The following is a 25,199-nucleotide window of genomic DNA, read 5'->3' on the forward strand; positions in this document are numbered from 1 at the left end:
CCAAGAATGTGGTCGGGATCCAGTCCCCGCAGCGTTCGTCAGGGCGACGGAAAACGATCACGCTGGATCGCTAGGGCGCATCCGGTTCGATGGGCACCGACGGAAGCTGCAATTGCCGCAGTGCTGGTCGGGTCAACGCATGCAGGATGCGCAAATCCTCGGCATCCAGCGTGCGGGCGTCGCTGCCGCGGTAGTGATGATGAAATGCCTGCAGCGTCGCAGCGGGATCGTCGAGGCTGTAGCCGAGCAGGGCCAGCGCCTGCCAGGGATCGAAGCCTGCCGGCGCGGCGGGGGCATCGGCGGCGGGCCAGCGGCCGAAGCCGGCGTCGGCCAGGCGCTTCCACGGAAACAGCGGGCCGGGATCGTTCTTGCGGGTCGGGGCCACGTCTTCATGGCCGACGATCTGCGTGCGCGGGATGTGCAAGCGGGTGCACAGGTCGTCCAGCAACACCAGCAGGCTGTCGATCTGGGCGGGCGCGAACGGCTCACTGCCGTCGTTGTCCAGTTCGATGCCGATCGACGCGGAATTGATGTCGGTGATGGTGCCCCAGCGCCCGGCGCCGCCATGCCAGGCGCGCTGGTCGTCGCTGACCAGTTGATAGCGCGCACCATCCTCGCCGATTAGATAGTGCGCACTGACCCGGCCGCCGCTATTGCGCCCGCGCAGCGTGCCCAGGCTCTGCGTCACCGATTGCTGGTCGGTGAAGTGCAGCACGATCAGGATCGGCCGCCGCGCGTCGTAGTTGGGCGAGGGAACCCACTGGGCCAGCGGGTTGCGCTGCGGCGCATGCGCGCACGCACCCAGTGACAGCACCACCAGGCACAGCGCGGCGCGGAGCCAGGACGATGGCGACAGCGTGGGAGCAGATGACATCGGATTCTCCTGGCAAAACGGCAAGGGCTTGCGCTGCACCAGCACCCTGATGGGCCGCGCAGGCGATGCACCCATTATCTGCCGTGCGGGCGATGGCGTGCAGCACGCGGCTACGGCCGGTGGCAGGCAGACTGCACGTGCGCAGAGACCGACAGACCTTACGGCGCCGCTGCGCCATGCGACACGCCCCGGGGATACTTGCGCATGCGTACACTACAAGCCGGCGCGGTCGGCACAGGTCCGCGCGCCTGCGGTCGTGATTGCCTGTAAAAAGCCTCGCCAGTCGCTGCATCCATCAAGAGCCCTCTTCATGCCACTGTCGCGCCGCCTGCTGACGTTGTTGCTGCTGGTCATCGGACTGTCCTGCGTTGCCGCTGCGGCAACGCCTGCCAGCCCGATACCGCACACGGCACCGTTGGCGGCCAGCGATGCGCAGCTGACCGCCGACTACTGGATCCAGCGCGCTGGCAACGCGCAGACGCTGCGCATGACTACCGCACAGATCGCCGGCTTCAATGCGCGCTTACTGCGTGACGATGGCTCCATGCACGACCTGTCGCAGCTGGCCGAGGTGCTGCCGGCGGCCGAGGTGCGCGCGCGCATCGAAACACTGTCGGCCATGCCGACGCGTGCGTTATACGACAGCGAAGGTCGCAGCATCGATGCCTCGCGCCTTGCGACGCTGCGCCACGCCCTGGCACTGGATGCACTACCTGCGCAGGTCACGCCACGGTTTGCACTGGTGGTGCAGCGCGCGGCACTGCGCACCTTCCCCACCGCGCAACGCGTGTTCAGCACCACCGACGACCACGATATCGACCGCTTCCAGGAATCGGCGCTCTACCCCGGCACACCGGTGGCGGTGCTGCACACCAGCGCCGATGGTGCATGGCACTTTGTGCTGGCGGCCAACTATGCGGCCTGGATCGCCGCCGACCGGATTGCCGTGGGCACGCGTGAGGAGGTGCTGGACTATGCACAACGCCGCCCACGGCTGGTGGTCACCGGCGCACGCGTGCAAAGCGCCTACACCCCGGAGGTGCCCGCCATCTCCACACTGGCGCTGGACATGGGCACCAGCGTGCCGCTGCTTCGCGACTGGCCGCCGCAGCAGCCGGTCAACGGGCAGTCGCCGCAGGCTGCCCATGTCGTGCAGTTGCCGCTGCGCAACAGCGATGGTCGCTTGCAGCTGGTGCCGGCACTGATACCGCGCGGTGCCGACGTGCGCGTAGGCCCGCTGCCAGCCACGCCTGCAGCATTGTTGCAGCAGGCGTTCAAATTTCTCGGCGAACGCTATGGCTGGGGCAACGATTACGATGCGCGCGACTGCAGCGGTTTCGTGCTGGATGTGTATCGCAGCCTGGGCATCGCATTGCCGCGCAATACCGGCGATCAGGCACGCAGCCCTGCGCTGCTGGGCGTTCCGTTCCAGGCGCAGGCCGCACTGCCGCAGCGCCTGCAACAACTTGCCCGGCTGCAGGTCGGCGACCTGATCTACATCCCTGGTCATGTGATGCTGGTGATCGGACACGAGCGCGGTGCGCCATGGGTGATCCATGACGTGGCCGGCGCCAGTTATCGCGACGCAGCCGGCAACGTGCAGCGCGCGCGCTTGAACGGTGTGTCGGTGACGCCGCTGCTGCCCTTGCTCGCCAGCGACGGCACACCATTCGTCGACCACATCACCCGCATCCAACGCATCGCACCGACTGACTCGCCATGAAGATCACTGGCTTCCGCCTCGGCATGCTGCGCGTGCCATTGAAGACCCCGTTCAAGACAGCAGTGCGTACCGTGCAGGCGATCGAGGATGTGGTGGTGCTGCTGCAGACCGACAGCGGCCACATCGGCTATGGCGCAGCGCCGGCCACCGCCCCGATCACCGGCGATACGCACGGCTCCATCATCGCTGCGATCCAGCATTGCATCGGGCCGACGTTGATCGGCCAGGACGTGGCCGATCTCAACCGGCTATGCGCGCTGGTGCAGCACGCGCTGGAGCGCAACACCAGTGCCAAGGCGGCGGTGGAGATCGCGCTCTACGACCTGTGGGCGCAGGCCCTGGGCACCCCGCTCTACCGGGCCCTCGGCGGCGGCACGCCGCGCATCACCACCGACATCACCATCAGCGTCGATAGCATCGACGTGATGGTGGCGCAGGCGCAATCCGCGCTCGCGCGCGGCTATCAGTCGCTGAAGATCAAGGTCGGCAAGGACAGCGGCTCGGACCTCGAGCGGATCACCGCGATACATGCCGCTGTCGCTGGTCGCGCATCGCTGCGCCTGGATGCCAACCAGGGCTGGACGCCCAAACAGGCGGTGCGCACCATGCGCACACTGGAACACGCCGGCATCGTGATGGAACTTGTGGAGCAGCCGGTCAAGGCCGCGGACATCGACGGGCTGGCGTTTGTCACCGCGCGGATCGACACGCCGGTGATGGCAGACGAAAGCGTGTTCTCGCCGGTCCAGGTGATCGACCTCATCCAGCGCCGTGCCGCCGATATCGTCAACATCAAACTGATGAAGACCGGCGGGCTATCCAACGCAATCCGCATTGCCGATATCGCTGGCCTGTACGGCGTGCCCTGCATGATCGGCTGCATGATCGAATCCAGCATCAGCGTGGCTGCGGCAGTGCATCTGGCGGTGGCCAAGGCCGGCAGCATCACCCTGGCGGATCTGGATGCGCCCGCGCTCGGGCAGTTCGATCCCACCGAGGGCGGCGTGCACTTCGACGATGCCCAGATCCATATCGACGACTCGCCCGGCCTGGGCATCCGCCGCATCCATGGGCTGGAGCTTTTGCCGGCTTAACTTGCCGACTAAGACGCCAATTGGATCTCCATGCCGCGCTGGTGCCGGCATGGCGCCGTTAGCGCTTCTTTGCACACGCAGCCACCCGGACAGCGAACCTCGTGCATTGCTTGCACCATGCCCACCGACCATCGCGACTGGTCCTTGCCCGCTCACCATCGCGGGACCTTACGCGGCATGGATGCCGCGTAAGCGCCTAAAAGAATGTACTTGCGGCGTGTCCTGCGAGGGCGGGCGGGCAAGGGCCCTGCAACCATGCCCCAGATCAGCCGCTCTGCAGCCAGCCAGCCACAGAGGCCAACTCTCCCAGAACAACAAAACACACTCGAAGCCCCGCCAAGCAGTCGCACAAACCAGGCGCGCGCATGCGGCACACGGCCGCATTGCTGAGTACAGTAGCGACAGTATGGTGCGCCCAACGTGGTACCAAAGCAGCGCACTATCTCCGTCAACCGTGTATCGCCCCCAGACTCGTCCCCGCTCGACCATTCCCCCGGAGCCTGCATGCGCCTTGCCACCTTGTTTCGATCCGTTGTGCTGTTGGCGCTGGCGAGCTGCAGCAGCCTTGCCGTCGCTGCCGGGCCGATCGATGCCTTGAATCAAGCGCGCGCATTGATCGTGGTGACCACGCCGGACTGGGACAGCACCCAGGCGCGCCTGCAGACATTCACCCGTGTGGACGGCCACTGGCAACCGGCCGCACCGGGCTTCGCAGTCGCGCTCGGGCGGCATGGCAGTGCCTGGGGCGATGGCTTGCATCCGGCGCAGGCACAAGGACCGCAGAAGCGCGAAGGCGACGGCCGCAGCCCGGCCGGTGTATTCGCGATCGGCCCGGCCTTCGGTTACGCCCAGCAGATCGACAGCGCCATGCCGTACCAGGCGATGAGCGCCACCCACTACTGCATGGATGTGCCGAGTTCGCCGCTGTACAACCGCATCGTCGATTCCGCGCAGGTCGGTAAGGCTGCAGTGGCCGGGTCGACCGAACCGATGCGCCTGGACCTGCAACATCCCGGCGATGCGCGTTACAGCGAGGGCTTCGTGATCGCCCACAATCCCGATGCGGTTCCCGGGCGCGGCAGCTGCATCTTCGCGCACCTGTGGCGCACGCCGGGCCAGTTCACCGCCGGCTGCACCGCGATGGCGCCGGCCGATATGCAGCGCCTGCTGGCCTGGTTGAAGCCCGACGACAAACCGCTGTTCGTGCTGTTGCCACGTGCCGAGTACGCACGCCTGCAAGCTCGCTGGCAGTTGCCCGAATTGAAGGAGGCGGCACGATGACCACCCCGGCTCCTGCACCCGATTCCACTGGCCTGGTCCGCGTGGTCAGCCGCTGGCAGATCGTTGGCCTGTCGATCAACGATGTCATCGGCAGTGGCATCTATCTGCTGCCCGCGGCCACCGCGGCACTGCTGGGGCCGATGAGCCTGTGGGCGGTGATGCTGGCCGGCCTGGCGGTAGCGCTGCTGGTGTTGTGCTACGCGCAGGCGGCCAGTTATTTCGACACGCCGGGCGGCAGTTACCTGTACACGCGTGAGGCGTTCGGCCCGTTTGTCGGCTTTCAGATCGGCTGGATGATCTGGCTTACGCGCATCAGTTCGGCAGCGGCATTGAGCAACGGCCTGGCCGATGCGGTGGCGCGGTTCTGGCCAACCGTGGCGACCGATCACTGGGCGCGCTTGCTGGTGGTCGTCGGTTCCCTGGGCCTGCTCACCGCCATCAACGTGATCGGCGTGAAATCAGCTGCGCGTACCGGCATTGCGTTAGTGATCGGCAAGCTGGTGCCGTTGCTGCTGTTCGTGGCCATCGGCCTGTTCTACGTGGACTGGTCGTGGGCCTTTGCCGGCACCACGCCGGATCTGCGCGACCTGGGCAATCTGGGCGAAGCGGCCTTGCTGCTGCTGTTTGCCTATGCAGGCTTTGAAAACATTCCTGCGGCCGCGGGCGAATATCGCAACCCACGCCGCGACGTGCCGTTTGCGCTGATCACCATGATCGTCACGGTCACCTTGATCTACGCCGCGGTCCAGGTCGTCGCACAGGGCACGCTGCCCAATCTTGCCGCCTCGCCCACGCCATTGGCCGATGCCGCAAGCCGTTTTGGCGGCGAGGCGCTGGCGCTGATCCTCACCGTGGGCGCCACCATTTCCATCCTCGGCACCACCAGCAATACGGTCATGCTCGGGCCGCGCTTTCTGTTCGCGCTGGCACAGGATGGCTACGGCCCCGCATTCCTGGCGCGTGTGCATCCGCGCTTCCACACCCCGGCTGCGGCAGTGCTGACCCAGGGCGTGCTGTCGCTGGCGCTGGCGGTGTCGGGCTCGTTTACGCAGCTGGCATTGCTGTCGATGGTCACGCGGCTGTTCGCCTATATCGGTACCGCCGCGGCAGTGATCGTGCTGGCGCGGCGCTACCGGCAACGCACCGACACCTTGCGCCTGCCTGGCGGGCCGGCCATTCCCATCGCAGCGCTGCTGCTGTCGCTGGGTCTGCTGGCCAGCGCCAGCTGGCAGAACCTAGCAGCCGCCGGGGTGGCATTGCTGGTGGGCTGGCTGATTTACCTGTTTCCGCGCAAGCCCGCATAGCGGTTTTCGCAGGACGCTCGCACAGCGATCACGCACGACTAACCGTGCCCGTCCAACGCTGCAGCTCTCACCTGCATGGGAGCTTGCGATGAAACTGCGCCGTGTCTACAGCACGCCCGATATCGAAAGTGCGCAACGCGTCATGCAGGCCGCACGCAGCGCCGGCATCGACAACGATGCACTGTCCTTGATTGCCCGTTCGGATATTGAACTGGAAGGCATTCCCGATGAGCGCAAGGACGCCAAGACGGATTTTCTCCCTGCTGCAGCGCGCGGCGCCGCCACCGGGGGCGCTGCGGGCCTGGTCGCCGGGCTAGTCGCCATCGCCGTGCCTCCGATCGGCCTCACCATCGCCGGCGCCGGCGTCATGGCGCTGGCAGGCGCCCTGGTCGGCACCTGGTCATCTGCACTGATCGGCGCCACCGTTCCAGACCCGGTCCGCCGCCAATTCGAGGACGAAATCCAGGCAGGGCGCGTCCTGGTCATCATCGACGCCGACGAGCCCTCGCTGCAGCATGCCGAAGCCAGCCTGCGTACTGCCGGCGCCACGCCGCTGCCGTACGAGGCTGCATCGGCAGCGACGTGATGCGCGCCGACACCGGCTGAATTGCTGTGCGCAGCGCACCGCGTCGCTAAAGGGCGCACTAGAGACAAATACACAAGTGCAGCATGCCTTGATGCCCTCCTCACCTGCCCTGGCAACGGATTTAACACCTGTCCGCCTAGGTTAGGGCGCACACTCAACACGGAGACGAGCATGAACGTGCCGTATCAGATTCCGGGCCGCGCGCCGGACGAAGACCGCAGCCAGAACGTATCCAATTATTGGCGCGAGCGCTTCACCGAAGAATCGTATTACACCGAAGGTGACCGCTACGAAGATTACGAAGGTGCTTACCTCGCAGGACATGAAGCGCGCATCCGCGAAAATGCACGCGCCTACGATCAGGTGGAAGCAGAATTGCACCGCGAATGGGAAGCCAACCGCGGCACCGATGGCCTGAGCTGGAGTAAGGCCCGCCATGCCGTCAAGCGTGCCTGGGAAAATGCGACAGACTTCGTGAGTGGCGACAGCAAGTCCAAGCCCTGAAGACAACAACGCCACCGTCGAGGTGGCGTTGTTGTATCGATGTGTGGGTGCTGCGTCAGTCCAGTGGTGGCGGTACTGCGCGCGAATAATGCGATGCGCTGGCGACATCCATCGCATCACGGGTGTTCTTTTGCACCGCAACTGCGCCAAACAGGCTTAATGCGTAGGCCATCGCGTAGAAACCTTTCTCGCTCAGCAGCAGGGTCGCGTTGATCAAGCCGATAGCCAGGAGCAGCAGCGCGATGACCAGCGAAAACCAACAGATCGCGTAGTACAGGCCCGTCACAGGAATCCCATCTGCGCGGTCACGCACACTCTTCTGCAACGACACCGATGCGAACAGGCCAAACAACAACAGCGTGAAGTAATAGCCTTTTTCGTTGAGCATCATCTGCGCGTTCCATAACCCGACCAGGTAGGCAATGCCGCCCAGCAGCAATGCAGCCCAGGATGCGGCGATAAAAGCAGGTGACGTTTTTTGCGTGGCAGCCATGGAAACTCCTTTTCATGGTGAAGCAGTAATGTGGGACGCACACGTCTCACAAAGAAAGTGATCTACGACAAGGCCGCCTTGAAGGCGTCGTGTAAGGTACTTTAAAACCCGACGCAGGACACGTTGCGGGAGGGCTGCAACGTCACTGCGCCCATTCCCTGGAGGACCTCATGTCTGTCCGACGTCTGCTTGCCCTGGCCTGCTCGGCCAGCTTGTTCACCACCGCCACCGCATGTGCTGCGCCTGCCGTCGCGCCGGCTGCCGCCATTCCCAAGGCGCAATGGCCGTTCCAGGCCACCACTGTTGCCGATTTCGACGAGCCCTGGGCAATGACCTTCCTGCCCGATGGCAGTCTGTTGGTCAGCGAAAAACGCGGTGCATTGATGCGGCTGGATCTCAAGACCAACCGCAAGAGCGCCATCACCGGCATTCCGGCAGTCGCCTATGGCGGCCAGGGCGGTTTTGGAGATGTCCTGGCGCATCCGCGCTTTGCCAAGAATGGCCTGGTTTATGTCAGCTACGCCGAACCGGGACAGGGCGACACCCGCGGCGCAGCAGTGGCACGCGCCAAGCTCACGCTGGATGCCAGCGGCGGCGGCACGCTGTCGGACCTGAAGGTGATCTGGCGCCAGGATCCCAAGGTCACCGGCAACGGTCACTTCGGGCACCGGCTCGCCTTCGGCCCGGACGGCAAGCTGTGGATCAGCTCCAGCGAACGCCAGAAGTTCACCCCCGCTCAGGACATGCAAGCCAATCTCGGCAAGCTGATCCGTCTCAACGATGACGGCAGCGTGCCGACCGACAACCCGTTCGCTGCGCAGGGCGGCGTTGCCGCGCAGGTGTGGTCGCTGGGTCACCGCAATATTCTCGGCCTGGCCTTCGATGGCAAGGGGCGCCTGTGGGAACACGAGATGGGCCCGCTCGGCGGCGATGAGTTGAACCTGATCCAGCGCGGCGCCAACTACGGTTACCCGATCGTCTCCAATGGCGACAACTACGACGGCACCCCGATCCCGGATCACAACACACGGCCGGAATTTGCCGCGCCCAAGATCAGCTGGACACCGGTGATCTCGCCAGCCGGCTTTGTGATCTACAGCGGCAAGCAGTTCCCGGCGTGGCGCGGCAACGGCTTTATCGGCGGCTTGTCGTCGATGTCGCTGGTGCAGGTCTCGCTCGGCGATCAGCCGCGCGAGGTGGCCCGCTACGACATGGGCGCGCGCATTCGCGAAGTGGAACAGGGTCCGGACGGTGCGCTGTGGTTGCTGGAAGACGAAGCCAGCGGCAGCACCGGGCGCCTGCTCAAGCTGACGCCCAAAAGCAAGGCGGCAGTCCAGAACGAGGCGTAACTCCGCAAGATCGCGCCCAGGGGAGTCGTGCCACCGCCACGCGTCGAATGCGTGCTGGCGGTGGCCACGATTTTCGCGGCGAAGCCGCGTTCGATCCGGTGCGGTGCAATGGCGTAATACATGCAGGTGTCAGCAGAAAAGTGGTGCACACCCACCAAGCGGGCCTACATCCTCTTTGACCCGATGACGGCGCGCCCTTGGGCTACGTCCGTCACCATCAAACCTGGTGCAGTAGCCGCACTCAGCTGCGTGTCGCGTAAGTGCGTCATACCACGCCTGCGGGTGTTCAGGCCTCCAGCAACTCGAACGTCACCGCCTCGCCACTCTTGGCGGAGGCGCACACCCACACATCGAACACGCCCGGCTCGGCGCCAAACACATTCTTGTGGTTGGTAAAGGCCAGTGCGTCACGCGTCAGGGTGAACACCACGTCCGTACTTTCGCCAGACTGCAACAACACCTTGCGGAAACCCTTGAGTTCGCGCACCGGGCGCACCCGGCTGGCCACGCGATCGTGCACATACAACTGCACCACTTCTTCGCCGGCCACGCGGCCGGTATTGGTGACGCGCGTGGTGATGGTCAGGGTCTGGTCCCAGCCCAGCTGCGCACTGCTCAGCTGCGGCTGCGCGTACGCAAAGGTGGTGTAGCTCAAGCCGTGGCCGAACGGATACAACGGCTCGTTGGGCATCTCGCGCCAGCGTGCCTTGTACTCGGACAGCGTCGGCAGTTCCGGGCGGCCGGTACGCAGATGGTTGTAGAAATACGGCTGTTGCCCGGTCACCTGCGGAAAGCTGATCGGCAGACGCGCGGAGGGGTTGTAGTCGCCGAACAACACGTCGGCCACGCCGGTACCGGTCTGCGTGCCCAGGTACCAGGTCACTGCAATCGCATCGGCATCGCGTACCGCACCGCTCAGGGCCAGCGCGCGGCCATTGCGCAGCAGCACCACCATCGGCGTGCCAGTGGCGGCAATGGCTTCGGCCAATGCCTGCTGCGCCGGCGGCAACACGATCTCGGTGCGCGACTGCGCCTCGCCACTGAAGCGCTGCGGTTCACCCAGCGCCAGCACCACCACGTCGGCGGCCTGCGCCGCATCGATGGCGGCGGAAATACCGCCCGGCAGCGCCTCTTCCAGGCCACAGCCCGGCACCACCGTCAGATGCTCGCTGTCGACCACCGCGCGCACACCCTGCTCCAGGGTCACGTAGCGCTGCTTGTCGCCGAACAGCGTCCAGCACCCCTCGATGTTCTCGCGGTCCTGCACGAACGGCCCGATCAGCGCGATGTGCTGCCCGCTTTTCTTCAGCGGCAACACCTCGCCCTGGTTCTTCAGCAACACGATCGAACGCCGCGCCGCATCGCGCGACAACGCATCGTGCGCGGGCAGATGCGCGGTGTCGGCTTCGCGTGCCGGATCCAGCGAGCGGTACGGGTTGTCGAATAGCCCGATCGCCTCCTTGAGCTGCAGCATGCGGCGCACGCTGGCATCCAGCGTGGCCATCGGCACCTCGCCGCGTTCCACCAGCGATGGCAGATGCGCGGCATAGAAGCCGCTCTGCATGCTCAGATCCAGGCCGGCCAGGAACGCCTTCTTGGTCGCATCGCGCTCATCGGCGGCATAGCCGTGCGCAATCAGCTCCATGTCGGCGGTGTAGTCGGAAATCACCACGCCGGGGAACTGCCATTCGCCGCGCAGGATCTCGGTCAGCAACTCGTGGTTGGCACTGGCCGGCACGCCGTTGATGTCGTTGAACGAGGACATCACGGTCAGTGCGCCGGCATCGAAGGCGGCCTTGAACGGCGGCAGGTGCACATCGCGCAGTGTCTGCGGCGCGATGTCCACGGTGTTGTATTCCATACCCGCAGCCACGGCGCCGTAGGCGGCGAAGTGCTTGGGGGTGGCCAGCAGGCAATCGTCGGCCTTCAGATCGCTGCCCTGGAAGCCGCGCACGCGGGCGGCGGCAAACGCCGCGCCCAGCACCACGTCTTCGCCGGCGCCTTCCGCGCCACGGCCCCAGCGCTGGTCACGCGCAATGTCCACAGCCGGTGCGTAGGTCCAGTGCAGGCCGGCGGCGGTCGCCTCGATCGCGGTGGCGCGCGCGGTGCGCTCGGCCAGCTCGGGCTCGAAGCTGGCCGCCTCGCCCAGCGGGATCGGGAATACCGTGCGCATGCCGTGGATCACGTCCGCCGCCAGGATCACCGGGATGCCCAGGCGGCTTTCTTCCACCGCCACCTTCTGGATCTGCACGCCCAGCGCGGCGCCGACGCCATTGAACAACGAGCCGACCCGGCCTGCGCGCACCTGCTGCAGCACCTCGTCGGCGTTGAGCACATTGGCTTCGGGATTCACGTCCGGCGCGAACGGCCGCACCATGTCGGCGAACACACCCAACTGTCCGACCTTCTCTTCGACGGTCATCTGGGCAATCAGGGTTTCGATACGATCAGCAGCCATGAGATCCTTGAGAAAACGTTTACATGGCCGTCAATTCTAGCCTGAGGCGACCGCGAGGGGGCAAGTGTCGGGATTTGGAATTCGGGATTCGGGATTTGTCGGGTCCGGTTGAACCGCGCCTTGGGCTGGGATCGGTGGCGTGGTCTTGGATCCCTGGTCCGGCGCCGCCTGGATCTTCCGGGGCTCGGCCAAGGATCGGAGCTAGCCGAGCGGTGCAGCGGCGGTGGCCGTCAGCGGGCCCGCTCGCGCTCGATGATCACTCCCACCGCCTGCGCGCCGCGCACCGCACCGGGCTTGCTCAGCTTCAACCGCAGCCAATGCACGCCGAACTCGTCCAGCACGATCGCCGCGCAGCGCTCGGCCAGGGTCTCCACCAGCCCGAAGTCCGAGGCCTGCACGAATTCGATCAGCCGCTTGCTCACCGCCTTGTAGTTCAGGGTATCGGCGATGTCGTCGCTGGCGGCCGGAATGCGGTTGTCAAAGCCCATTTCCAGATCGAACCGCAGCGTCTGGCGGATGCGCCGCTCCCAGTCGTAGATGCCGATCAGCGCATCGATTTCCAGGCCTTCGATAAAAACTTTGTCCATTGGGAGCCGTGATTGGGGATTCGGAAGTGGGGATTGGCAAGAGCGCGACAGACAGCAGGTAGAGGGACTAGCTTCTACGAATCTCCAATCCCCACTCCCGAATCCCGCGCCGCCGCCAGCGGCGGCAAGCCCGCCATATCCCAACGCGGCGTCACATGCACTGCCGCGTCGGCGCGCTCGCCGGCCTCCAGCCGCAGCGCGCCGGCGAACGCGATCATTGCGCCGTTATCGGTGCACAGGGCCGGCCGCGGGAAGCACACCCGGCCGCCGCGCCGCTGCGCCGCGTCCTGCAGGCGTGCGCGCAGGCGCTTGTTGGCGCCCACGCCGCCGGCCACCACCAAGGTGTTGCAGTCGGCCGCGTCCAGCGCGCGCAGGCATTTGATCGCCAGCGTCTCCACCACCGCATCCTCGAACCCGCGCGCGATATCCGCCCGCGTGGTATCGGACTGGTCGCTGCCGCGCCAGGCCAGCAGCACCTGGGTCTTGAGCCCGCTGAAACTGAAATCCAGCCCGGGCCGGTCGGTCATCGGCCGCGCGAACTTGTAGCGCCCCGGGGTGCCGGTTTCGGCCAGCGCCGCCAGTTGCGGCCCGCCCGGATACGGCAGGCCCATCATCTTGGCGGTCTTGTCGAAGGCCTCGCCGGCTGCATCGTCCAGCGTCTCGCCAAGCACCTCGTACTCGCCCAGCGCCTTCACCGACACCAGCTGGGTGTGGCCGCCGGAGACCAGCAGCGCCACGAATGGTGGCTGCGGCGGGTCGTCTTCCATCAGCGGCGCCAGCAGATGGCCTTCCATGTGATGCACGCCGATCGCCGGCACGTCCAGCGCCCAGGCCAGCGACCGCGCCACACCGGCACCAACAAGGAGTGCGCCGACCAGGCCCGGGCCGGCGGTATAGGCCACCCCATCGAGTTCGTCGATCCGCAATCCGGCCTCGTCCAGGGTCTGGCGGATCAGCGGCAGCAGCTTGCGCACATGGTCGCGACTGGCCAGCTCCGGCACCACGCCGCCGTATTCGGCATGCAGCGCGATCTGGCTGTAGACCGCGTGGGCCCGCAGCGCCGGCACGCCCGACAGCGCGGTGTCGTAGACCGCCACGCCGGTCTCATCGCACGATGATTCGATCCCAAGAACTTTCACGGCAACTCGGCAGGCATGGACATGCGGCCTATTTTCGCAGCTTTTGCCCTGCGCAGATCGGCCAGGGGCGATCTGCTGCGCGGCCGTGTCATCGCCACCGGATCACCCGCAAGCGCAGGCTTTATCAGGCTTGCTCACGCAGATGCTGCAGGGGGCTTGCAGGTCGTTGGCAAGTCGTTATAATGCGCGGCTCGCCGGGGCAACCCGGAAATTCCGTCACGCGAGTCCGCTCGCACCCGCCCGGGGCTCCCGGACGGAAATCCCATTATCTGGAGAACCCATGCCCAGCGTTAAAGTCCGCGAGAACGAGCCCTTCGAATTTGCGCTCCGCCGTTTCAAGCGCACCTGCGAAAAGGCCGGCGTGCTGGCCGAAACCCGCAAGCGCGAGTTCTATGAAAAGCCGACCCAGGAGCGCAAGCGTAAGGCTGCCGCTGCTGTGAAGCGTCAGTTGCGTCGTTCCTCGCGCGACGTCACCAAGCGCCAGCGCTTGTACTGATCGAACGCGGTTCCTTGCCGACGGGCATGCGCTGAAGGCGCGGCCCATCGGAGTGGAACCCAAGAGCCGGCACGCGCAAGCGTCGCCGGCTTTTTGTATTGGTCCGCTGCCAGGCGACCGCCGCGTTCTGCGCAGCTGCAGAGCCGACCGGCATCGCTGCCGCCATCCGCGCCTGCCCGGCCCGACTTCCTGCCGATGCACCGTGCCCGTCATGGCGCATCGGCACATCAGCAACACGCACTCCCAGGAGTTACACCATGCCCCTCAAGCAACAGCTCACCGATGACATGAAAGCCGCCATGAAGTCCGGCGACAAGCACAGCCTGGGCGTGATCCGGCTAATCAATGCCGCGATCAAGCAGAAGGAAGTGGACGAGCGCGTCGAGATGGACGATGCCGCCGTGATTGCCGTGCTCGACAAGATGGTCAAGCAGCGCAAGGACTCGGTCACCCAGTTCGAAGCCGCTGCACGCGACGACCTGGCGCAGATCGAGCGCGAGGAGATCGTGGTGATCGAGCGTTACCTGCCGGCCAAGATGGGCGAAGCCGAGATCGTCGCTGCCATCCAGGCAGCCATCGCGCAGACCGGTGCCAGCAGCCCGGCCGACATCGGCAAGCTGATGGGCGCACTCAAGCCCAAGCTGGCCGGGCAGGCCGACATGGGCCTGGTTTCGACGCTGGTCAAGCAGCATCTGGCAGGCTGAATCTTCGCCTGCACAGTGCCCTGTGCCCGATGGCCAGGGCACTGCAGCCAGCCGCCCGAGTGCGGCTGGCTGCAGCGCCGTTTCAATAGCAGCACACGCGCAACATCCAGCGCCCGCTTTCACCCGATCTTTGAACACGCCCTGTTAGAACACCTTCGCCAGCACAGGTCCGGGTGAAGCATTCCGCATGCCGGCTTCACCTCACGACGCCTGCGCACACAACGGTATGCCCAAGGATTCCCCCGCCGGTGACGAAGCTCTCAACCGAACACCTGCAGAAACATCTGAGCCGCCTGCAGCGCAGCCTGCCGATGGCACTGCTCAATCGCTTTCTCGAGATCGACGTGATGACGCAGGCCGCGTCGCTGTCGTTCTACGCCTTGCTGTCGCTGGCACCGCTGCTGGTGCTGCTGCTGTGGCTGACCGCATCGCTGTATCCACCTGCACAGGAAGCGCTGGTGCAGCAGATCGCGCAACTGGCTGGCGGTAGCGCGGCGGAAGTGGCCGACACGGTGATCCGCAATGCCACCGATCAACCCGGCGTAGGGTCGTTGGCCGGACTGTGGAGCACGTTGCTGCTGTTCATCGGCGCCACGGCGGTGTTTGCGCAGTTGCAGAACGCCCTGAACCTGATCTTCCGCACCGACAAGCAGCGCCTGGAAGGCCTGATGGCGTGGCTGAAGAAGCGCGTGTTCTCGTTCGGCGTGATCCTGGCCCTGGGCTTCTTGTTGATCGTGTCGATGATTGCCACCACCGCGTTGCAGGTGGTGTTCGCACGGCTGCCATCGGTGCTGCCGGCGATCGGCTACGTCACCACCCTGGCGCTGTATTCGCTCGCCTTCGCTTTTCTGTATCGCTATCTGCCCGATCGTACCGTCAACTGGCGGCAGGCCTTCGTCGGCGGAGTCATCACCGCGCTGTTGTTCGCACTGGGCCGCTACGGCATCGGCCTGTACATCGCCAAGGCCGCGCCTGGCAGCGCGTATGGTTCGATGGGCACCTTGGTCATCCTGCTGGTGTGGATGTATTACGCCTCGGTGGTGTTCTTCGTCGGCGCCCTGCTGACCGCGGTGATCGACGAGCGCGTGCGCTCGCATCGCAAGCTGCGCGAGGCCGGCGTGAATACGGACAACCTGCCGCCGGTCGCCGCCGAACCAGACGCCACGCTGCAGCCGCCGGAAGCACCGACGCGCAGTTGATTGCGCATGCTGCGCCTGGCGCCGCGCGTACCCAGGCGGCATCCACCGCTTTGCTGAGGACCCTCGCTCACTGAAATCGGCGCGCGCCGGCGGCTGGGATATCCTAGCGGGATGGCTCGCATCCCCGACGCATTCATCGACGAACTGCTTGCACGCACCGACATCGTCGAGGTGGTGGGCGGTCGCGTGCCCCTCAAGCGTCAGGGCAAGGAATACTCGGCGCGCTGCCCGTTCCATGACGAGCGCTCGGCCTCGTTCACGGTCTCGCCGACCAAGCAGTTCTATCACTGCTTCGGCTGCGGCGCGCATGGCACCGCGATCAGCTTCCTGATGAATTACGACCGCCTCGAATTTCTCGATGCGGTCGACGAGCTGGCCAAGCGTGCCGGCATGGAAATCCCGCGCGAGACCCAGCAACGCACCCCGCAGCAGCAGGACGACAGCCGCGAGCTGTATTCGGCACTGGAAGCGGCGACCAAGTTCTTCCAGCGTCAGCTCGAGGGCAGCGAACGCGCCCGCGACTATCTGGACGGCCGCGGCGTGGATGCCGACAACCGCGCGCGTTTCCAGATCGGCTACGCGCCCGATGGCTACAGCGCACTGAAGGACACGCTGGGCACCGATGCGCGCCGCATGAGCGTGCTCGAACGCGCCGGGCTGTTTTCCAAGAACGATCGCGGCCATGTCTACGACAAGTTCCGCGACCGGGTGATGTTCCCGATCTTCGACCGCCGCGGCCGCGTGATCGCCTTCGGCGGACGCATCATGGGCGCGCCGGCCGACGGCCGTGACCCGGGGCCGAAATACCTCAATTCGCCGGAAACCGCGCTGTTCCACAAGGGCCGCGAGTTGTACGGCCTGTGGCAGGTGCGCCAGGCCAATCAGAAGATCGAGCGGCTGATCGTGGTGGAAGGCTATATGGACGTGGTCTCGCTGTTCCAGTTTGGCGTCACCCAGGCGGTGGCCACGCTGGGCACGGCGACCACGCCCGAACATGCCGAGTTGTTGTTCCGCAACGCGCCGGATGTGTACTTCTGCTTCGACGGCGACAACGCCGGCCGCAAGGCGGGCTGGCGTGCACTGGAATCGGTGCTGCCACGCATGAAGGACGGCCGCCAGGCGTTCTTCCTGTTCCTGCCCGATGGCGAGGATCCGGACACCATCGTGCGCAAGGAAGGCGCGCAGGCCTTCGATCAGCGCCTGAAGCAGGCCACGCCGCTGTCGCAGTTCTTCTTCGACGAGATGTCACGCGAGATCAACCTGCACACGCTCGATGGCAAGGCGCGGCTGGCCGAACGCGCCAAGCCGATGCTGGCACAGATCCCCGAAGGCGCGTTCGGCGACCTGATGAAGCAGGAGCTATCGCGCCTGACCGGCGTGGGCGTCAGTCAGGCGGCGCAGGCGTCCACATCGCAGGCACGGCCACCTGCCCGCATGGGTGCACCCGCGCAGAAACGCAGCCTGGTACGCGCGTCGATCGCGATCCTGCTGCAGCGTCCGTCGCTGGCGATGAGCCTGGAGGGCGACCACGATTTTTCCGGCCTGCGCTTGCCCGGCATCGACCTGTTGATGGAACTGCTGGCACTGGTGCGGCAACGCCCGGAAATCAGCACCGGCGCACTGCTGGAACACTTCGCCGAGCGCGACGAACAGGCCGCGCTGCAGAAACTGGCCGCACAGGCATTGCCCGGCGACGAACACAGCTGGGCGATGGAACTGCATGACGTCGTTGCGCAACTGGACAAGCAATTGCTGCGTCAGCGCCTGGACGAACTGCAGGACAAGCAGCGCGCGCAGGGCCTGGACGACACCGACAAGTACGAATTGCGCGAGCTGTTCAAGGCGCTTGCTGCGTTGTAGTGCGGGTAACGCGAGGGGATCGGCTTACGCTGTCGTGTGCGGGCCAGGCGCGCACGCTGCACGACGCCATGGCCCAGTTGCACCGGCAACTGCTGCAGCAGCGCATTGAAGAGCTGCAGACAAGGCAACGCGCACACGGACTCGACGAGATCGACCAGCACGCACTGCGCATTGCCGCGCCTGCGTTCGGGCGCGCACTGAGCACCCGGCGCATGCTGTCAGACCACCTGTTGCCGACGCAGCCGGCCAGCCCTGGCCGTCGCATGCAGGTGCGCGCTCATAGCTGCTTGAACAAGGTCTTGGCCATCGAGCCGAGCGCCGCGCTGACCGCTTCGATCTTGTCGGCATCGGCCAGTGCGGCCTGGCCGGCATGCGCGGTCAGCCGCTCGATCAGGGCATCGCGTGCGGGCGCGCCGTCGGCACTCTGGGTCTGCGGCGTACCGGACACCGGCGTGAGCCATGGGGCAATCAAGGCCTGATAGGCGGTGGTGTGCTGGGAAGCCATCTGCTCGAGAAATTGCACGACCGTGGTGGGGGTGCCGGTGAGCGTGCCGGTCAGCGGCTGGTTGGCGATCTGCCGGTAGTTCACCGTGGACGCCACCGCATTGGCGATGGCCACATCGACCAGCACATCGATCTCCTTGATCGGCGCATTCCCGTACAGCGTCTTGATCTGACTCAGCATCGGCACGGTCCAGGCATGCGGCACGCAATCGAGCGTGTTCCACAAGTCGGCATTCCAGATCTGATACGGCGCCGCGCCCGGCGCTGGAGAGGGCAATGCCTGTGCATACAGGGCGGCGAACCTGCCGTTGCCCGGCGTGGCGCCGGCGGTGGGATAGCAGTGCACGGCGCTGAAATTGTCCAGCTTGCCGTTGGTCTTCAACCAGGTCGCCAAGGTCGGCGACAGCGCACCGCCCAGGCTGTGCCCGGCAAAGATCACCGTCGCCTTGCTGCCATCCAGCGCTTGCAGGAAATCCAGCAGCGTCGTGTTCGGCGCCAGTGCGGTGGAGGGACTGACCATGTTGAGCAGATGCCACACACCGGTAGCGGCGCCCATCGAGATGACCGCCGAACCTGGCTTGACGGGTTTCTTCGCCGCAACCGGCGCGGTGCCGAGCAACGGCGTATAGGTCGCAAAATCCACCACCGAGGATACATCGAAGTCTTCGGTGAACCAGTCGTAGAGCGACTCCGGATTGGTGGCGCTCAGCGCGACCACATACGCCTCGCCGATGCCCGGCATGGCGCCGGTATGGGCCACGTACATGGCATTGCCCGACAGCGACGAATCGGCCGCCTGCCAGACCTGCGGCCCCCACACCAGTTGCCAGTCGCCGATCCTGTCCTGGGTGTCGGCCGATGCCAGCGTCTGCAGCAACGTGGCCTGGTAGTCCGCCTGCAACGCCGGCTGGCTGCCCCTGCGATCGCCCACCCAGTTGGCCAGGGCGGAAAGCGCAAAGGTCTGTTGATATTGGTCGTAGCGCATGGACCGGCTCCTTTCCTTAGGCCTTGCGTGGAAACACGAGCGAACACGCACGCGGCGTGCGGGCACCGTTCGGGCACGGATGCGCGCGGCGTGTGCAACCAGAATCTAACAAAGGATGTGCGTGCCAGAAGCGCCGCGCAGCGGAATCTCGACGCATCGCACGAATCGCTCGCCACACCGAGCGGCGCCATCCGCAATGCTGCAGGCAGGCGCAAGCGCACGCTGCTGCCGGAGCCGGTGCGAGCACGCATGCGTCCCCGGCCTGCGCTGCGCGGCCGACTCGCACGGTGCACGCTGGCCTCTACAATGGCACTCTGCAGACAGCCCTCCCCCTGAATACGCACGATGATCAAACACTGGCTGGCGCGGTTGCGCATTGATCCATTCACCCTCGCGCTGCTGTGCACGGTCACGCTCGCCTCGTTCCTGCCGGTCTCCGGCACCGCCGCGGCGGTCATGGACGATGTCACCGACGTGGCGATCGCCGCGCTGTTCTTCCTGCACGGCGCGCGCCTGTCGCGCGAGGCGGTCAAGGCCGGCGCGCTGCATTGGCGCCTGCATCTGGTGATCCTGGCCTGCACCTTCGTGCTGTTCCCGCTGCTGGGGCTGTTGTTCAAACCGCTCGCGCATCTTGCGCTGACACCGGAGCTGTATATCGGCGTGCTGTTCCTGTGCGCGCTGCCGTCCACGGTGCAATCGTCGATCGCCTTCACCTCGATGGCGCGCGGCAACGTGCCGGCAGCCGTGTGTGCCGCCTCGCTTTCCAGCCTGCTGGGGGTGTTTTTCACACCGTTGCTGATGGGCGCCCTGGTCGGCAGCCAGGGCGCGATGGCGCACCCGGCCGAGGCGATCGGCAAGATCCTGCTGCAGTTGCTGGTGCCGTTCCTGGCTGGCCATTTCATGCGCCCGTGGATCGGCGGCTGGGTCGAACGGCATCGCGCCGTGCTGCGTTACACCGACCAAGGCACCATCCTGCTGGTGGTCTACACCGCCTTCAGCGCATCGGTGAACGAAGGTCTGTGGCAGAAGACGCCATTGCCGGCCTTGCTCGCGGTGCTCGGTGCCGCCGCGTTGTTGCTGACGGTGGCGATGCTCTCGATCACCTTCATCGCGCGGCGCCTGCGCTTCAACCGCGCCGACGAGATCGCGATCGTGTTCTGCGGTTCGAAGAAGAGCCTGGCTACCGGCGTGCCGATGGCCAAGGTGATGTTCGCCGGCGGTGGCCTGGGCGCGATCGTGTTGCCGATCATGCTGTATCACCAGTTGCAGCTGATCGTCTGTGCATTCGTGGCCGCGCGTTATGCGCGCACCGCGCCGGGCGAGCCGCAGATCACTCCCGGTGGTCATTGAAGGTAACGGCCACTGCACGGCGGTGGTCTGATCGACGACACATGGCACAGCCCACGCTGCGTGCCCTGCAAAGGCTTGCTTGCCGCCGGCGCGTTGCCTGCGCGCCATCGCCGGCCTGCTACGCCCGGCGCGACACCGGTTCGCGTTGCGTGCCGGTGCCGGTTGTAAGCAGATATACAACGGTTATGACGCACTCCGACGCTGGCACGGTGCCGCTCGCTAGAGTGTTCGATCCACCTTGCCGCCCCCATCGGTGATTGCCATGACGCTATCGTTCCGACGCCCTGCCCCGTCCCTGATCGCGCTGCTGGCGGTGCTGGTCACGCTCACTGCCTGCAACAAGCCCGCCACGCCGCCAGCCCCGTCACAGACCAAGGCGGCCGCCACGCCGGCGCCTGCGTCCAGCATCGCCTGGCGCGAGGGCGATGTCGAAGATGCCTTCGCCGAAGCCAGGGAAAGCGGCAAGCCGATCCTGCTGTACTGGGGTGCGGCCTGGTGCCCGCCCTGCAATCGACTGAAGGCCACCTTGTTCAAGGACCCGGCCTTCATCGCCCGCACGCAGCAATTCGTGGCGGTGCATCTGGACGGCGATTCGGAGGGCGCGCAGGCCTGGGGCGAACGCTTCGGCATCAAGGGCTACCCCACCATCATCGTGCTGCGCCCGGATCGCAGCGAGATCACCCGCCTGGCCGGCGATGCCGACAACGCCCGTCTGGCCGATGTACTGCGGGTCGCGGCCAAGAGCACCAGTACCGCCAGGCAACTGCTCGACACCGCATTGCAGACCCCGCAGCAGCTCAGCGCGGACGACTGGGCCGTGCTCGGCAACTATGCCTGGGGCACCGACGATCGGCTGGTCAAGCCGGAGCAGGCCGTGGATGTGCTCACGCGCCTGTCCAGGTCGGCGCCGCAGCCGGCGCTGCAACGCAGCTTCGCCCTGGCAGCGATTACCGCAGCCAAGGAACCGCCTGCACCCAGCGCGGCGTCACGCACGTTGCTGGAAGCAGTGCTGGCCGATCCGGCAGAGGTGCGCGCCAATCTCGGCACGCTGAGCTACATGCCTGCACGGCTGGTCGCCGCTGCCAGCAGCGATGCCGGTGAGCGCACTGCCTTGTCCAATGCGCTGAATCTGGCATTGGACAAGGTCTACGCCGACACCGCACTGCCGATCGCCGACCGGCTCGGCACCGCGTACGCGCGCATCCAGCTGGCACGCCTGGCACAAGGCCAGCCCACCGAAACCGAGGCCAAGGGCCCGCAATCGCCGTTGCCCAAGACCGTGGTCGACACCGTGCAACAACGCGTGCAATGGGCGACCGACACCGCCAGGACCGATGAGGAGCGCCAATCCACCATCAGCACCGCCGCGGCATTGCTCGGCGAGGTGGGCGACCGCAGCGGCGCCGAACAGTTGCTGCTGGCCGAGTTGACGCGCAGCAAGACGCCTTACTACTACATGCCCGAGCTGGCCGATCTGGCCGAACAACGTGGCGATAAGAAGACCGCGCTGTCCTGGCTCAGGAAGGCGTACGAAAGCGCGCAAGGACCGGCCACCCGTGTGCAATGGGGCGTGATGTACGTGGATGGCCTGATCCGGCTCAGCCCGGACGACACCGCCGGCATCGAGGCCGCTGCCACCCAGGTGATCGGCGAGCTGGCCGGGCAGCCCGATGGCTACCGCCAACGCACCCGGCAGCGCTTCGCCACGCTGGGCGCCACGTTGAAGACCTGGAGCAAGCAGCATCGCCAGGAAGGCAATGCGGTGCTGACGCGCCTGCAGCAGAAGATGCAGAGCAGCTGCGACAGCAAGAACACCAGCGACTGCGCCAGCTGGCTGAGCTGAGCCGGCATGAGTGCGCAGCCCGCTACACAGCGAATTTGAATGAGCTGAGTAGCGATTGCGCGCCGGATGCTCAACGGCGCGCATAACTGACGTGTAAGAGCGAGATGGGCCGGTTCCAACCACCGGCCGCATCCGCCTGACGGCTGCCTCGATCGCAGCTCTATCGATCGCCTTGATGACAGCAGAGGGCGCTCGCTGCCGCTAGCGCACCCACGGCAACAGCAGGTGGTCCACCATCAGAAACGCGAACAGCGCCATCAGGTAGACGATGGAGTAACCGAACATCTTCATCGAGAACAGCTCGTCCGGCGGATCGAGCATGCGCCAGGCGTACCAGAGGAACACCACGTTGAGCACCACCGCGCCGCCCAGGTAGAACAGCCCGCTCATGCCCACCACCACCGGCAGCAGGGTCACGATCGCCAGCAGCACCGTGTACACCAGGATCTGCTTGCGCGTATGCGGCACGCCATGGGTGACCGGCAGCATCGGGATCGCCGCCTTGGCGTAATCGGCACGGCGGAAGATCGCCAGCGCCCAGAAATGCGGCGGCGTCCAGATGAAGATGATCAGCACCAGCAGCGAGGCGTTGATCCAGTCGGCGCTGGTCGGCAAGCCGGTCACTGCGGCCCAGCCCAGCATCGGCGGCGTGGCGCCGGCCAGGCCGCCAATCACGATGTTCTGCGAGGTCGCACGCTTCAGGTACACGGTGTAGATCACCGCGTAACCGATCAGCGACGCAAACGTCAGCACCGCGGTGATCACATTCACCCAGACCACCAGGATGGTCATGGAGATCACGATCAACACGCCGGCAAACAGCAGCACCTGCCACGGCCGTACCTTGCCCACCACCAGCGGGCGCCACGAGGTCCGCGCCATCTGCGCGTCGATCTTGGCGTCCAGCAACTGGTTGATCGCCGCCGCCGCCGACGCCGCCAACCAGATACCCAGAAAGCCCAATGCACCGGTGCGCACCTGCACCCACGTCGGCACATCGGGGATGGCCAGGAACATGCCCACCAGGGCGGTGAACACGATCAGTGCCACCACCTTGGGTTTGGTCAGGTCCCAGTAATCGCGTGCGCTGACAGCCATGCTCACTCCGGCGCGCGCAGCCGCGCCAGCAGCGAGACCAGCACGAACAACAATGCGACCGCGCCGCCGTTATGCAGCACCGACACTTCCAGCGGCAACGCCAGCTTGACGTTGAGCATGCCCAGCGTCACCTGCACCGCCACCAGCACCGCCAGCGCACCGGCCCACACCCGCATGCCCGGCGAACGCGACAGGCGCCAGGCCAGCCACCACAGATACAGCGCCGTCGCAATTGCCCACAACCGGTGCGCCATCTGGATGGCGATACGCGCTGCGCCATCGAGCACACCGCCTTCGTAATCCACCCCGATCCCGCGCCACAGCGTGAAGCCTTCGCGGAAGTCATGCGGCGGCCACCACTGACTGACGCAGCGCGGGAAATTGTCGGCCGACCAGCTACCGCCGCCACAGGCCAGCGCCGCGTAATTGGCACTGACCCAGCCGCCGAGGGCGATCTGCAGGCCCAGCACCGCCACGCCCGCACGCAGCAGCCACTTGAGCCGCGAGGCATCGGCCAGCGTGATCGGCAGGTGCGTCGCGCGCCAGGCCATCCACACCAGCAGCGAGAACATCAGCATGCCGCCGAGCAGATGGCCCATCACCACGATGGGTTTGAGCAGCAGCGTCACCGTCCACATGCCCAGCAGCGCCTGGAAGATCACCACTGCCAGCGTCAGCACCGCCGCACGCGCCAGGTCGATGTTGCTCCAGCGTAGCGCCGCCAGCAGCAGGATGGCCTCGCCGGCAATCGCCACGCCGAACGCCGGCGCGTGCCAGCCGGACATGTACAAAGGAATCGACAAGGCCACCAGCACCGCAGCAGAAACCACCTGGGCGATGCCCATGCGGCGGCGGCGCACCGCCAGCAACGACAGCACCAGCACCTCCACCCCGAGCGCACCGGCCAGGAAGCGGTGCACCTGCTCGCGCCAGGCCTTGTGCGATTCCAGCGGCCGGATCTTGCTGGCCACATGCGTATTGGCTTCGTCGCTGGTCTGCGGCCAGGTGACGCGGCCGTAGCAGGTCGGCCAGTCCGGGCAGCTCATGCCGGCATCGGACAGGCGCACGAACGACCCGAACAGGATCGTGCTCGCAGTGAACAACGCAGCCAGCCAGGCCATGCGATGGAAGTGGCGGAACAATGCCGGTGGCGCAAACAGATTCATCGAAACGGGCTCACATCAGTTTCAGCAGCTTGACCAGATCGGCACGCAGGCCGGCCGGGTCGAACCCCGGGGCGTACCGCAGGATCACGAAGCCATTCGGGTCGATTACATACACCGGCACGCCGGCGGCATCGTTGGCACGCGGCAGGCCCTGCCGCAGCCGCGCGTCGTCGCGCAGCACACGCAGGGCCGGCATCGGCGGCAGACCGGCCGGCGGGGCGCCGATCCACAACACCTCCACCTTGTCGGCGCGATGCCCGAGCAGCTGCCATACCTTGTCCAGTTCGGCCGCCAACATCAGGCACTGCTGCTTGCAGCCGGCAGGCGGTGCGAGCGCAATCCGCCACACACGTTCGGCAGGCGTCCAGGCATACGGCTGCCCGTCCGCGCGCACCGGCACCAACCCGCGCAGGTCGGCGGGCGGCTTGAGCAGTTCGCCGTGATTGCGCATCGATGCCGGCTGCCATCCGGAGAAGCGCAGCACGCCGGCCAGCAACATCGAGCCGAAGAACAGCACCGCCAGGGCAATCAGCATCCTGCGGCCGCGTTTGACCGAATGCGGCGTGGCCGATGTGGAGGAGGTCATGCCGGCGATTTTCTCA

22 protein-coding genes are annotated in these 25,199 nt (G+C 65.9%); 13 read left to right on the forward strand and 9 right to left on the reverse strand.

The features are described from left to right. Positions 1–70: 70 nt before the first annotated feature. Positions 71–874 carry an N-acetylmuramoyl-L-alanine amidase gene (locus tag AC1PLA_RS18885; RefSeq protein ID WP_481105134.1) on the reverse strand — a complete coding sequence of 268 codons (804 nt, stop codon included), beginning with the start codon at positions 872–874 and terminating at the stop codon, positions 71–73. A gap of 310 nt (positions 875–1,184) precedes the next feature. Here AC1PLA_RS18885 and AC1PLA_RS18890 point away from each other — a divergent pair, with 310 nt between their 5' ends. From AC1PLA_RS18890 to AC1PLA_RS18915, 6 genes are all read left to right on the forward strand, one after another. Next, positions 1,185–2,597: an SH3 domain-containing protein gene (locus AC1PLA_RS18890; protein WP_481105135.1), complete on the forward strand. Its 1,413-nt coding sequence runs from the start codon at positions 1,185–1,187 to the stop codon at positions 2,595–2,597. Further along, a complete protein-coding gene (locus AC1PLA_RS18895) occupies positions 2,594–3,691 on the forward strand; it encodes a dipeptide epimerase (RefSeq protein WP_039518499.1) in 1,098 nt (365 codons plus the stop codon). The genes AC1PLA_RS18890 and AC1PLA_RS18895 overlap by 4 nt, the downstream gene beginning before the upstream one ends. Positions 3,692–4,195: 504 nt before the next feature. After that, entirely contained in the window at positions 4,196–4,972 is a 777-nt protein-coding gene (locus tag AC1PLA_RS18900; RefSeq protein WP_039518497.1) for a L,D-transpeptidase family protein, read from the forward strand. Then, a complete protein-coding gene (locus tag AC1PLA_RS18905) occupies positions 4,969–6,276 on the forward strand; it encodes an APC family permease (RefSeq protein ID WP_039524916.1) in 1,308 nt (435 codons plus the stop codon). The genes AC1PLA_RS18900 and AC1PLA_RS18905 overlap by 4 nt, the downstream gene beginning before the upstream one ends. A gap of 88 nt (positions 6,277–6,364) precedes the next feature. Then, positions 6,365–6,862: a hypothetical protein gene (locus tag AC1PLA_RS18910; RefSeq protein WP_065048579.1), complete on the forward strand. Its 498-nt coding sequence runs from the start codon at positions 6,365–6,367 to the stop codon at positions 6,860–6,862. 171 nt (positions 6,863–7,033) lie between these two features. Next, entirely contained in the window at positions 7,034–7,366 is a 333-nt protein-coding gene (locus AC1PLA_RS18915; RefSeq protein WP_016902822.1) for a hypothetical protein, read from the forward strand. Between the two features lie 55 nt (positions 7,367–7,421). Here the strand turns inward: AC1PLA_RS18915 and yiaA are convergent, their stop codons facing one another. Continuing rightward, complete coding sequence (gene yiaA, locus AC1PLA_RS18920) at positions 7,422–7,859, reverse strand: inner membrane protein YiaA (RefSeq protein WP_039518492.1); 438 nt, start codon at positions 7,857–7,859, stop codon at positions 7,422–7,424. A gap of 170 nt (positions 7,860–8,029) precedes the next feature. On the opposite strand from yiaA, the gene AC1PLA_RS18925 reads away from it, so the two are divergent. After that, the gene (locus AC1PLA_RS18925; protein ID WP_481105136.1) at positions 8,030–9,208 is read left to right on the forward strand and encodes a PQQ-dependent sugar dehydrogenase; all 1,179 of its coding nucleotides are present in this window, start codon (positions 8,030–8,032) and stop codon (positions 9,206–9,208) included. Positions 9,209–9,494: 286 nt separating this feature from the next. On the opposite strand, the gene AC1PLA_RS18930 is transcribed toward AC1PLA_RS18925, so the two are convergent. From AC1PLA_RS18930 to tsaD, 3 genes are all read right to left on the reverse strand, one after another. Next, the gene (locus AC1PLA_RS18930; protein WP_481105137.1) at positions 9,495–11,666 is read right to left on the reverse strand and encodes a glycoside hydrolase family 3 N-terminal domain-containing protein; all 2,172 of its coding nucleotides are present in this window, start codon (positions 11,664–11,666) and stop codon (positions 9,495–9,497) included. Positions 11,667–11,896: 230 nt separating this feature from the next. After that, positions 11,897–12,253, reverse strand: a complete 357-nt coding sequence (gene folB / locus AC1PLA_RS18935; RefSeq protein WP_024938857.1) for a dihydroneopterin aldolase — start codon at positions 12,251–12,253, stop codon at positions 11,897–11,899. 74 nt (positions 12,254–12,327) lie between these two features. After that, entirely contained in the window at positions 12,328–13,392 is a 1,065-nt protein-coding gene (gene tsaD / locus AC1PLA_RS18940) for a tRNA (adenosine(37)-N6)-threonylcarbamoyltransferase complex transferase subunit TsaD (protein WP_481105138.1), read from the reverse strand. A 280-nt stretch (positions 13,393–13,672) separates the two neighbouring features. On the opposite strand from tsaD, the gene rpsU reads away from it, so the two are divergent. The 4 genes from rpsU (at position 13,673) to dnaG (ending at position 17,651) form a co-directional block, all read left to right on the forward strand. Continuing rightward, on the forward strand, positions 13,673–13,888 hold the full coding sequence (gene rpsU, locus AC1PLA_RS18945) for a 30S ribosomal protein S21 (RefSeq protein WP_002808376.1): 216 nt from the start codon (positions 13,673–13,675) through the stop codon (positions 13,886–13,888). A 257-nt stretch (positions 13,889–14,145) separates the two neighbouring features. Further along, positions 14,146–14,592, forward strand: a complete 447-nt coding sequence (locus AC1PLA_RS18950; protein ID WP_016902816.1) for a GatB/YqeY domain-containing protein — start codon at positions 14,146–14,148, stop codon at positions 14,590–14,592. Positions 14,593–14,840: 248 nt separating this feature from the next. Then, complete coding sequence (locus AC1PLA_RS18955) at positions 14,841–15,791, forward strand: YihY/virulence factor BrkB family protein (protein WP_481105139.1); 951 nt, start codon at positions 14,841–14,843, stop codon at positions 15,789–15,791. A 111-nt stretch (positions 15,792–15,902) separates the two neighbouring features. Then, the gene (dnaG, locus tag AC1PLA_RS18960; protein WP_039518482.1) at positions 15,903–17,651 is read left to right on the forward strand and encodes a DNA primase; all 1,749 of its coding nucleotides are present in this window, start codon (positions 15,903–15,905) and stop codon (positions 17,649–17,651) included. 277 nt (positions 17,652–17,928) lie between these two features. Here dnaG and AC1PLA_RS18965 read toward each other — a convergent pair whose 3' ends face one another. Continuing rightward, positions 17,929–19,140, reverse strand: a complete 1,212-nt coding sequence (locus tag AC1PLA_RS18965) for a lipase family protein (protein ID WP_481105140.1) — start codon at positions 19,138–19,140, stop codon at positions 17,929–17,931. Positions 19,141–19,485: 345 nt separating this feature from the next. Here AC1PLA_RS18965 and AC1PLA_RS18970 point away from each other — a divergent pair, with 345 nt between their 5' ends. Next, positions 19,486–20,490 (forward strand): bile acid:sodium symporter family protein, encoded by a 1,005-nt coding sequence (locus AC1PLA_RS18970; RefSeq protein WP_016902812.1) that lies wholly within the window; start codon positions 19,486–19,488, stop codon positions 20,488–20,490. 262 nt (positions 20,491–20,752) lie between these two features. After that, complete coding sequence (locus AC1PLA_RS18975) at positions 20,753–22,333, forward strand: thioredoxin family protein (RefSeq protein WP_481105141.1); 1,581 nt, start codon at positions 20,753–20,755, stop codon at positions 22,331–22,333. A gap of 201 nt (positions 22,334–22,534) precedes the next feature. Here the strand turns inward: AC1PLA_RS18975 and cyoE are convergent, their stop codons facing one another. From cyoE to AC1PLA_RS18990, 3 genes are read right to left on the reverse strand one after another with little or no spacing between them, the layout of a single operon-like run. Next, a complete protein-coding gene (gene cyoE / locus AC1PLA_RS18980; protein WP_039518476.1) occupies positions 22,535–23,431 on the reverse strand; it encodes a heme o synthase in 897 nt (298 codons plus the stop codon). Between the two features lie 2 nt (positions 23,432–23,433). Further along, entirely contained in the window at positions 23,434–24,597 is a 1,164-nt protein-coding gene (locus AC1PLA_RS18985; RefSeq protein WP_184433089.1) for a COX15/CtaA family protein, read from the reverse strand. A 10-nt stretch (positions 24,598–24,607) separates the two neighbouring features. Beyond that, the gene (locus tag AC1PLA_RS18990; RefSeq protein ID WP_481105142.1) at positions 24,608–25,183 is read right to left on the reverse strand and encodes a hypothetical protein; all 576 of its coding nucleotides are present in this window, start codon (positions 25,181–25,183) and stop codon (positions 24,608–24,610) included. Positions 25,184–25,199 lie beyond the last annotated feature (16 nt).

It is taken from the genome of Xanthomonas sp. NCPPB 1826 (assembly GCF_056725285.1).

Coding starts and splice junctions, on each gene's coding strand:
- AC1PLA_RS18970 (WP_016902812.1), top strand. CDS start 19,486: ATGATCAAACACTGGCTGGCGCGGTTGCGCATTGATCCATTCACCCTC.
- rpsU (WP_002808376.1), top strand. CDS start 13,673: ATGCCCAGCGTTAAAGTCCGCGAGAACGAGCCCTTCGAATTTGCGCTC.
- AC1PLA_RS18925 (WP_481105136.1), top strand. CDS start 8,030: ATGTCTGTCCGACGTCTGCTTGCCCTGGCCTGCTCGGCCAGCTTGTTC.
- AC1PLA_RS18930 (WP_481105137.1), bottom strand. CDS start 11,666: ATGGCTGCTGATCGTATCGAAACCCTGATTGCCCAGATGACCGTCGAA.
- AC1PLA_RS18950 (WP_016902816.1), top strand. CDS start 14,146: ATGCCCCTCAAGCAACAGCTCACCGATGACATGAAAGCCGCCATGAAG.
- AC1PLA_RS18910 (WP_065048579.1), top strand. CDS start 6,365: ATGAAACTGCGCCGTGTCTACAGCACGCCCGATATCGAAAGTGCGCAA.
- AC1PLA_RS18895 (WP_039518499.1), top strand. CDS start 2,594: ATGAAGATCACTGGCTTCCGCCTCGGCATGCTGCGCGTGCCATTGAAG.
- AC1PLA_RS18985 (WP_184433089.1), bottom strand. CDS start 24,597: ATGAATCTGTTTGCGCCACCGGCATTGTTCCGCCACTTCCATCGCATG.
- yiaA (WP_039518492.1), bottom strand. CDS start 7,859: ATGGCTGCCACGCAAAAAACGTCACCTGCTTTTATCGCCGCATCCTGG.
- AC1PLA_RS18905 (WP_039524916.1), top strand. CDS start 4,969: ATGACCACCCCGGCTCCTGCACCCGATTCCACTGGCCTGGTCCGCGTG.
- AC1PLA_RS18975 (WP_481105141.1), top strand. CDS start 20,753: ATGACGCTATCGTTCCGACGCCCTGCCCCGTCCCTGATCGCGCTGCTG.
- AC1PLA_RS18900 (WP_039518497.1), top strand. CDS start 4,196: ATGCGCCTTGCCACCTTGTTTCGATCCGTTGTGCTGTTGGCGCTGGCG.
- folB (WP_024938857.1), bottom strand. CDS start 12,253: ATGGACAAAGTTTTTATCGAAGGCCTGGAAATCGATGCGCTGATCGGC.
- AC1PLA_RS18885 (WP_481105134.1), bottom strand. CDS start 874: ATGTCATCTGCTCCCACGCTGTCGCCATCGTCCTGGCTCCGCGCCGCG.
- dnaG (WP_039518482.1), top strand. CDS start 15,903: ATGGCTCGCATCCCCGACGCATTCATCGACGAACTGCTTGCACGCACC.
- AC1PLA_RS18890 (WP_481105135.1), top strand. CDS start 1,185: ATGCCACTGTCGCGCCGCCTGCTGACGTTGTTGCTGCTGGTCATCGGA.
- AC1PLA_RS18965 (WP_481105140.1), bottom strand. CDS start 19,140: ATGCGCTACGACCAATATCAACAGACCTTTGCGCTTTCCGCCCTGGCC.
- AC1PLA_RS18990 (WP_481105142.1), bottom strand. CDS start 25,183: ATGACCTCCTCCACATCGGCCACGCCGCATTCGGTCAAACGCGGCCGC.
- cyoE (WP_039518476.1), bottom strand. CDS start 23,431: ATGGCTGTCAGCGCACGCGATTACTGGGACCTGACCAAACCCAAGGTG.
- AC1PLA_RS18915 (WP_016902822.1), top strand. CDS start 7,034: ATGAACGTGCCGTATCAGATTCCGGGCCGCGCGCCGGACGAAGACCGC.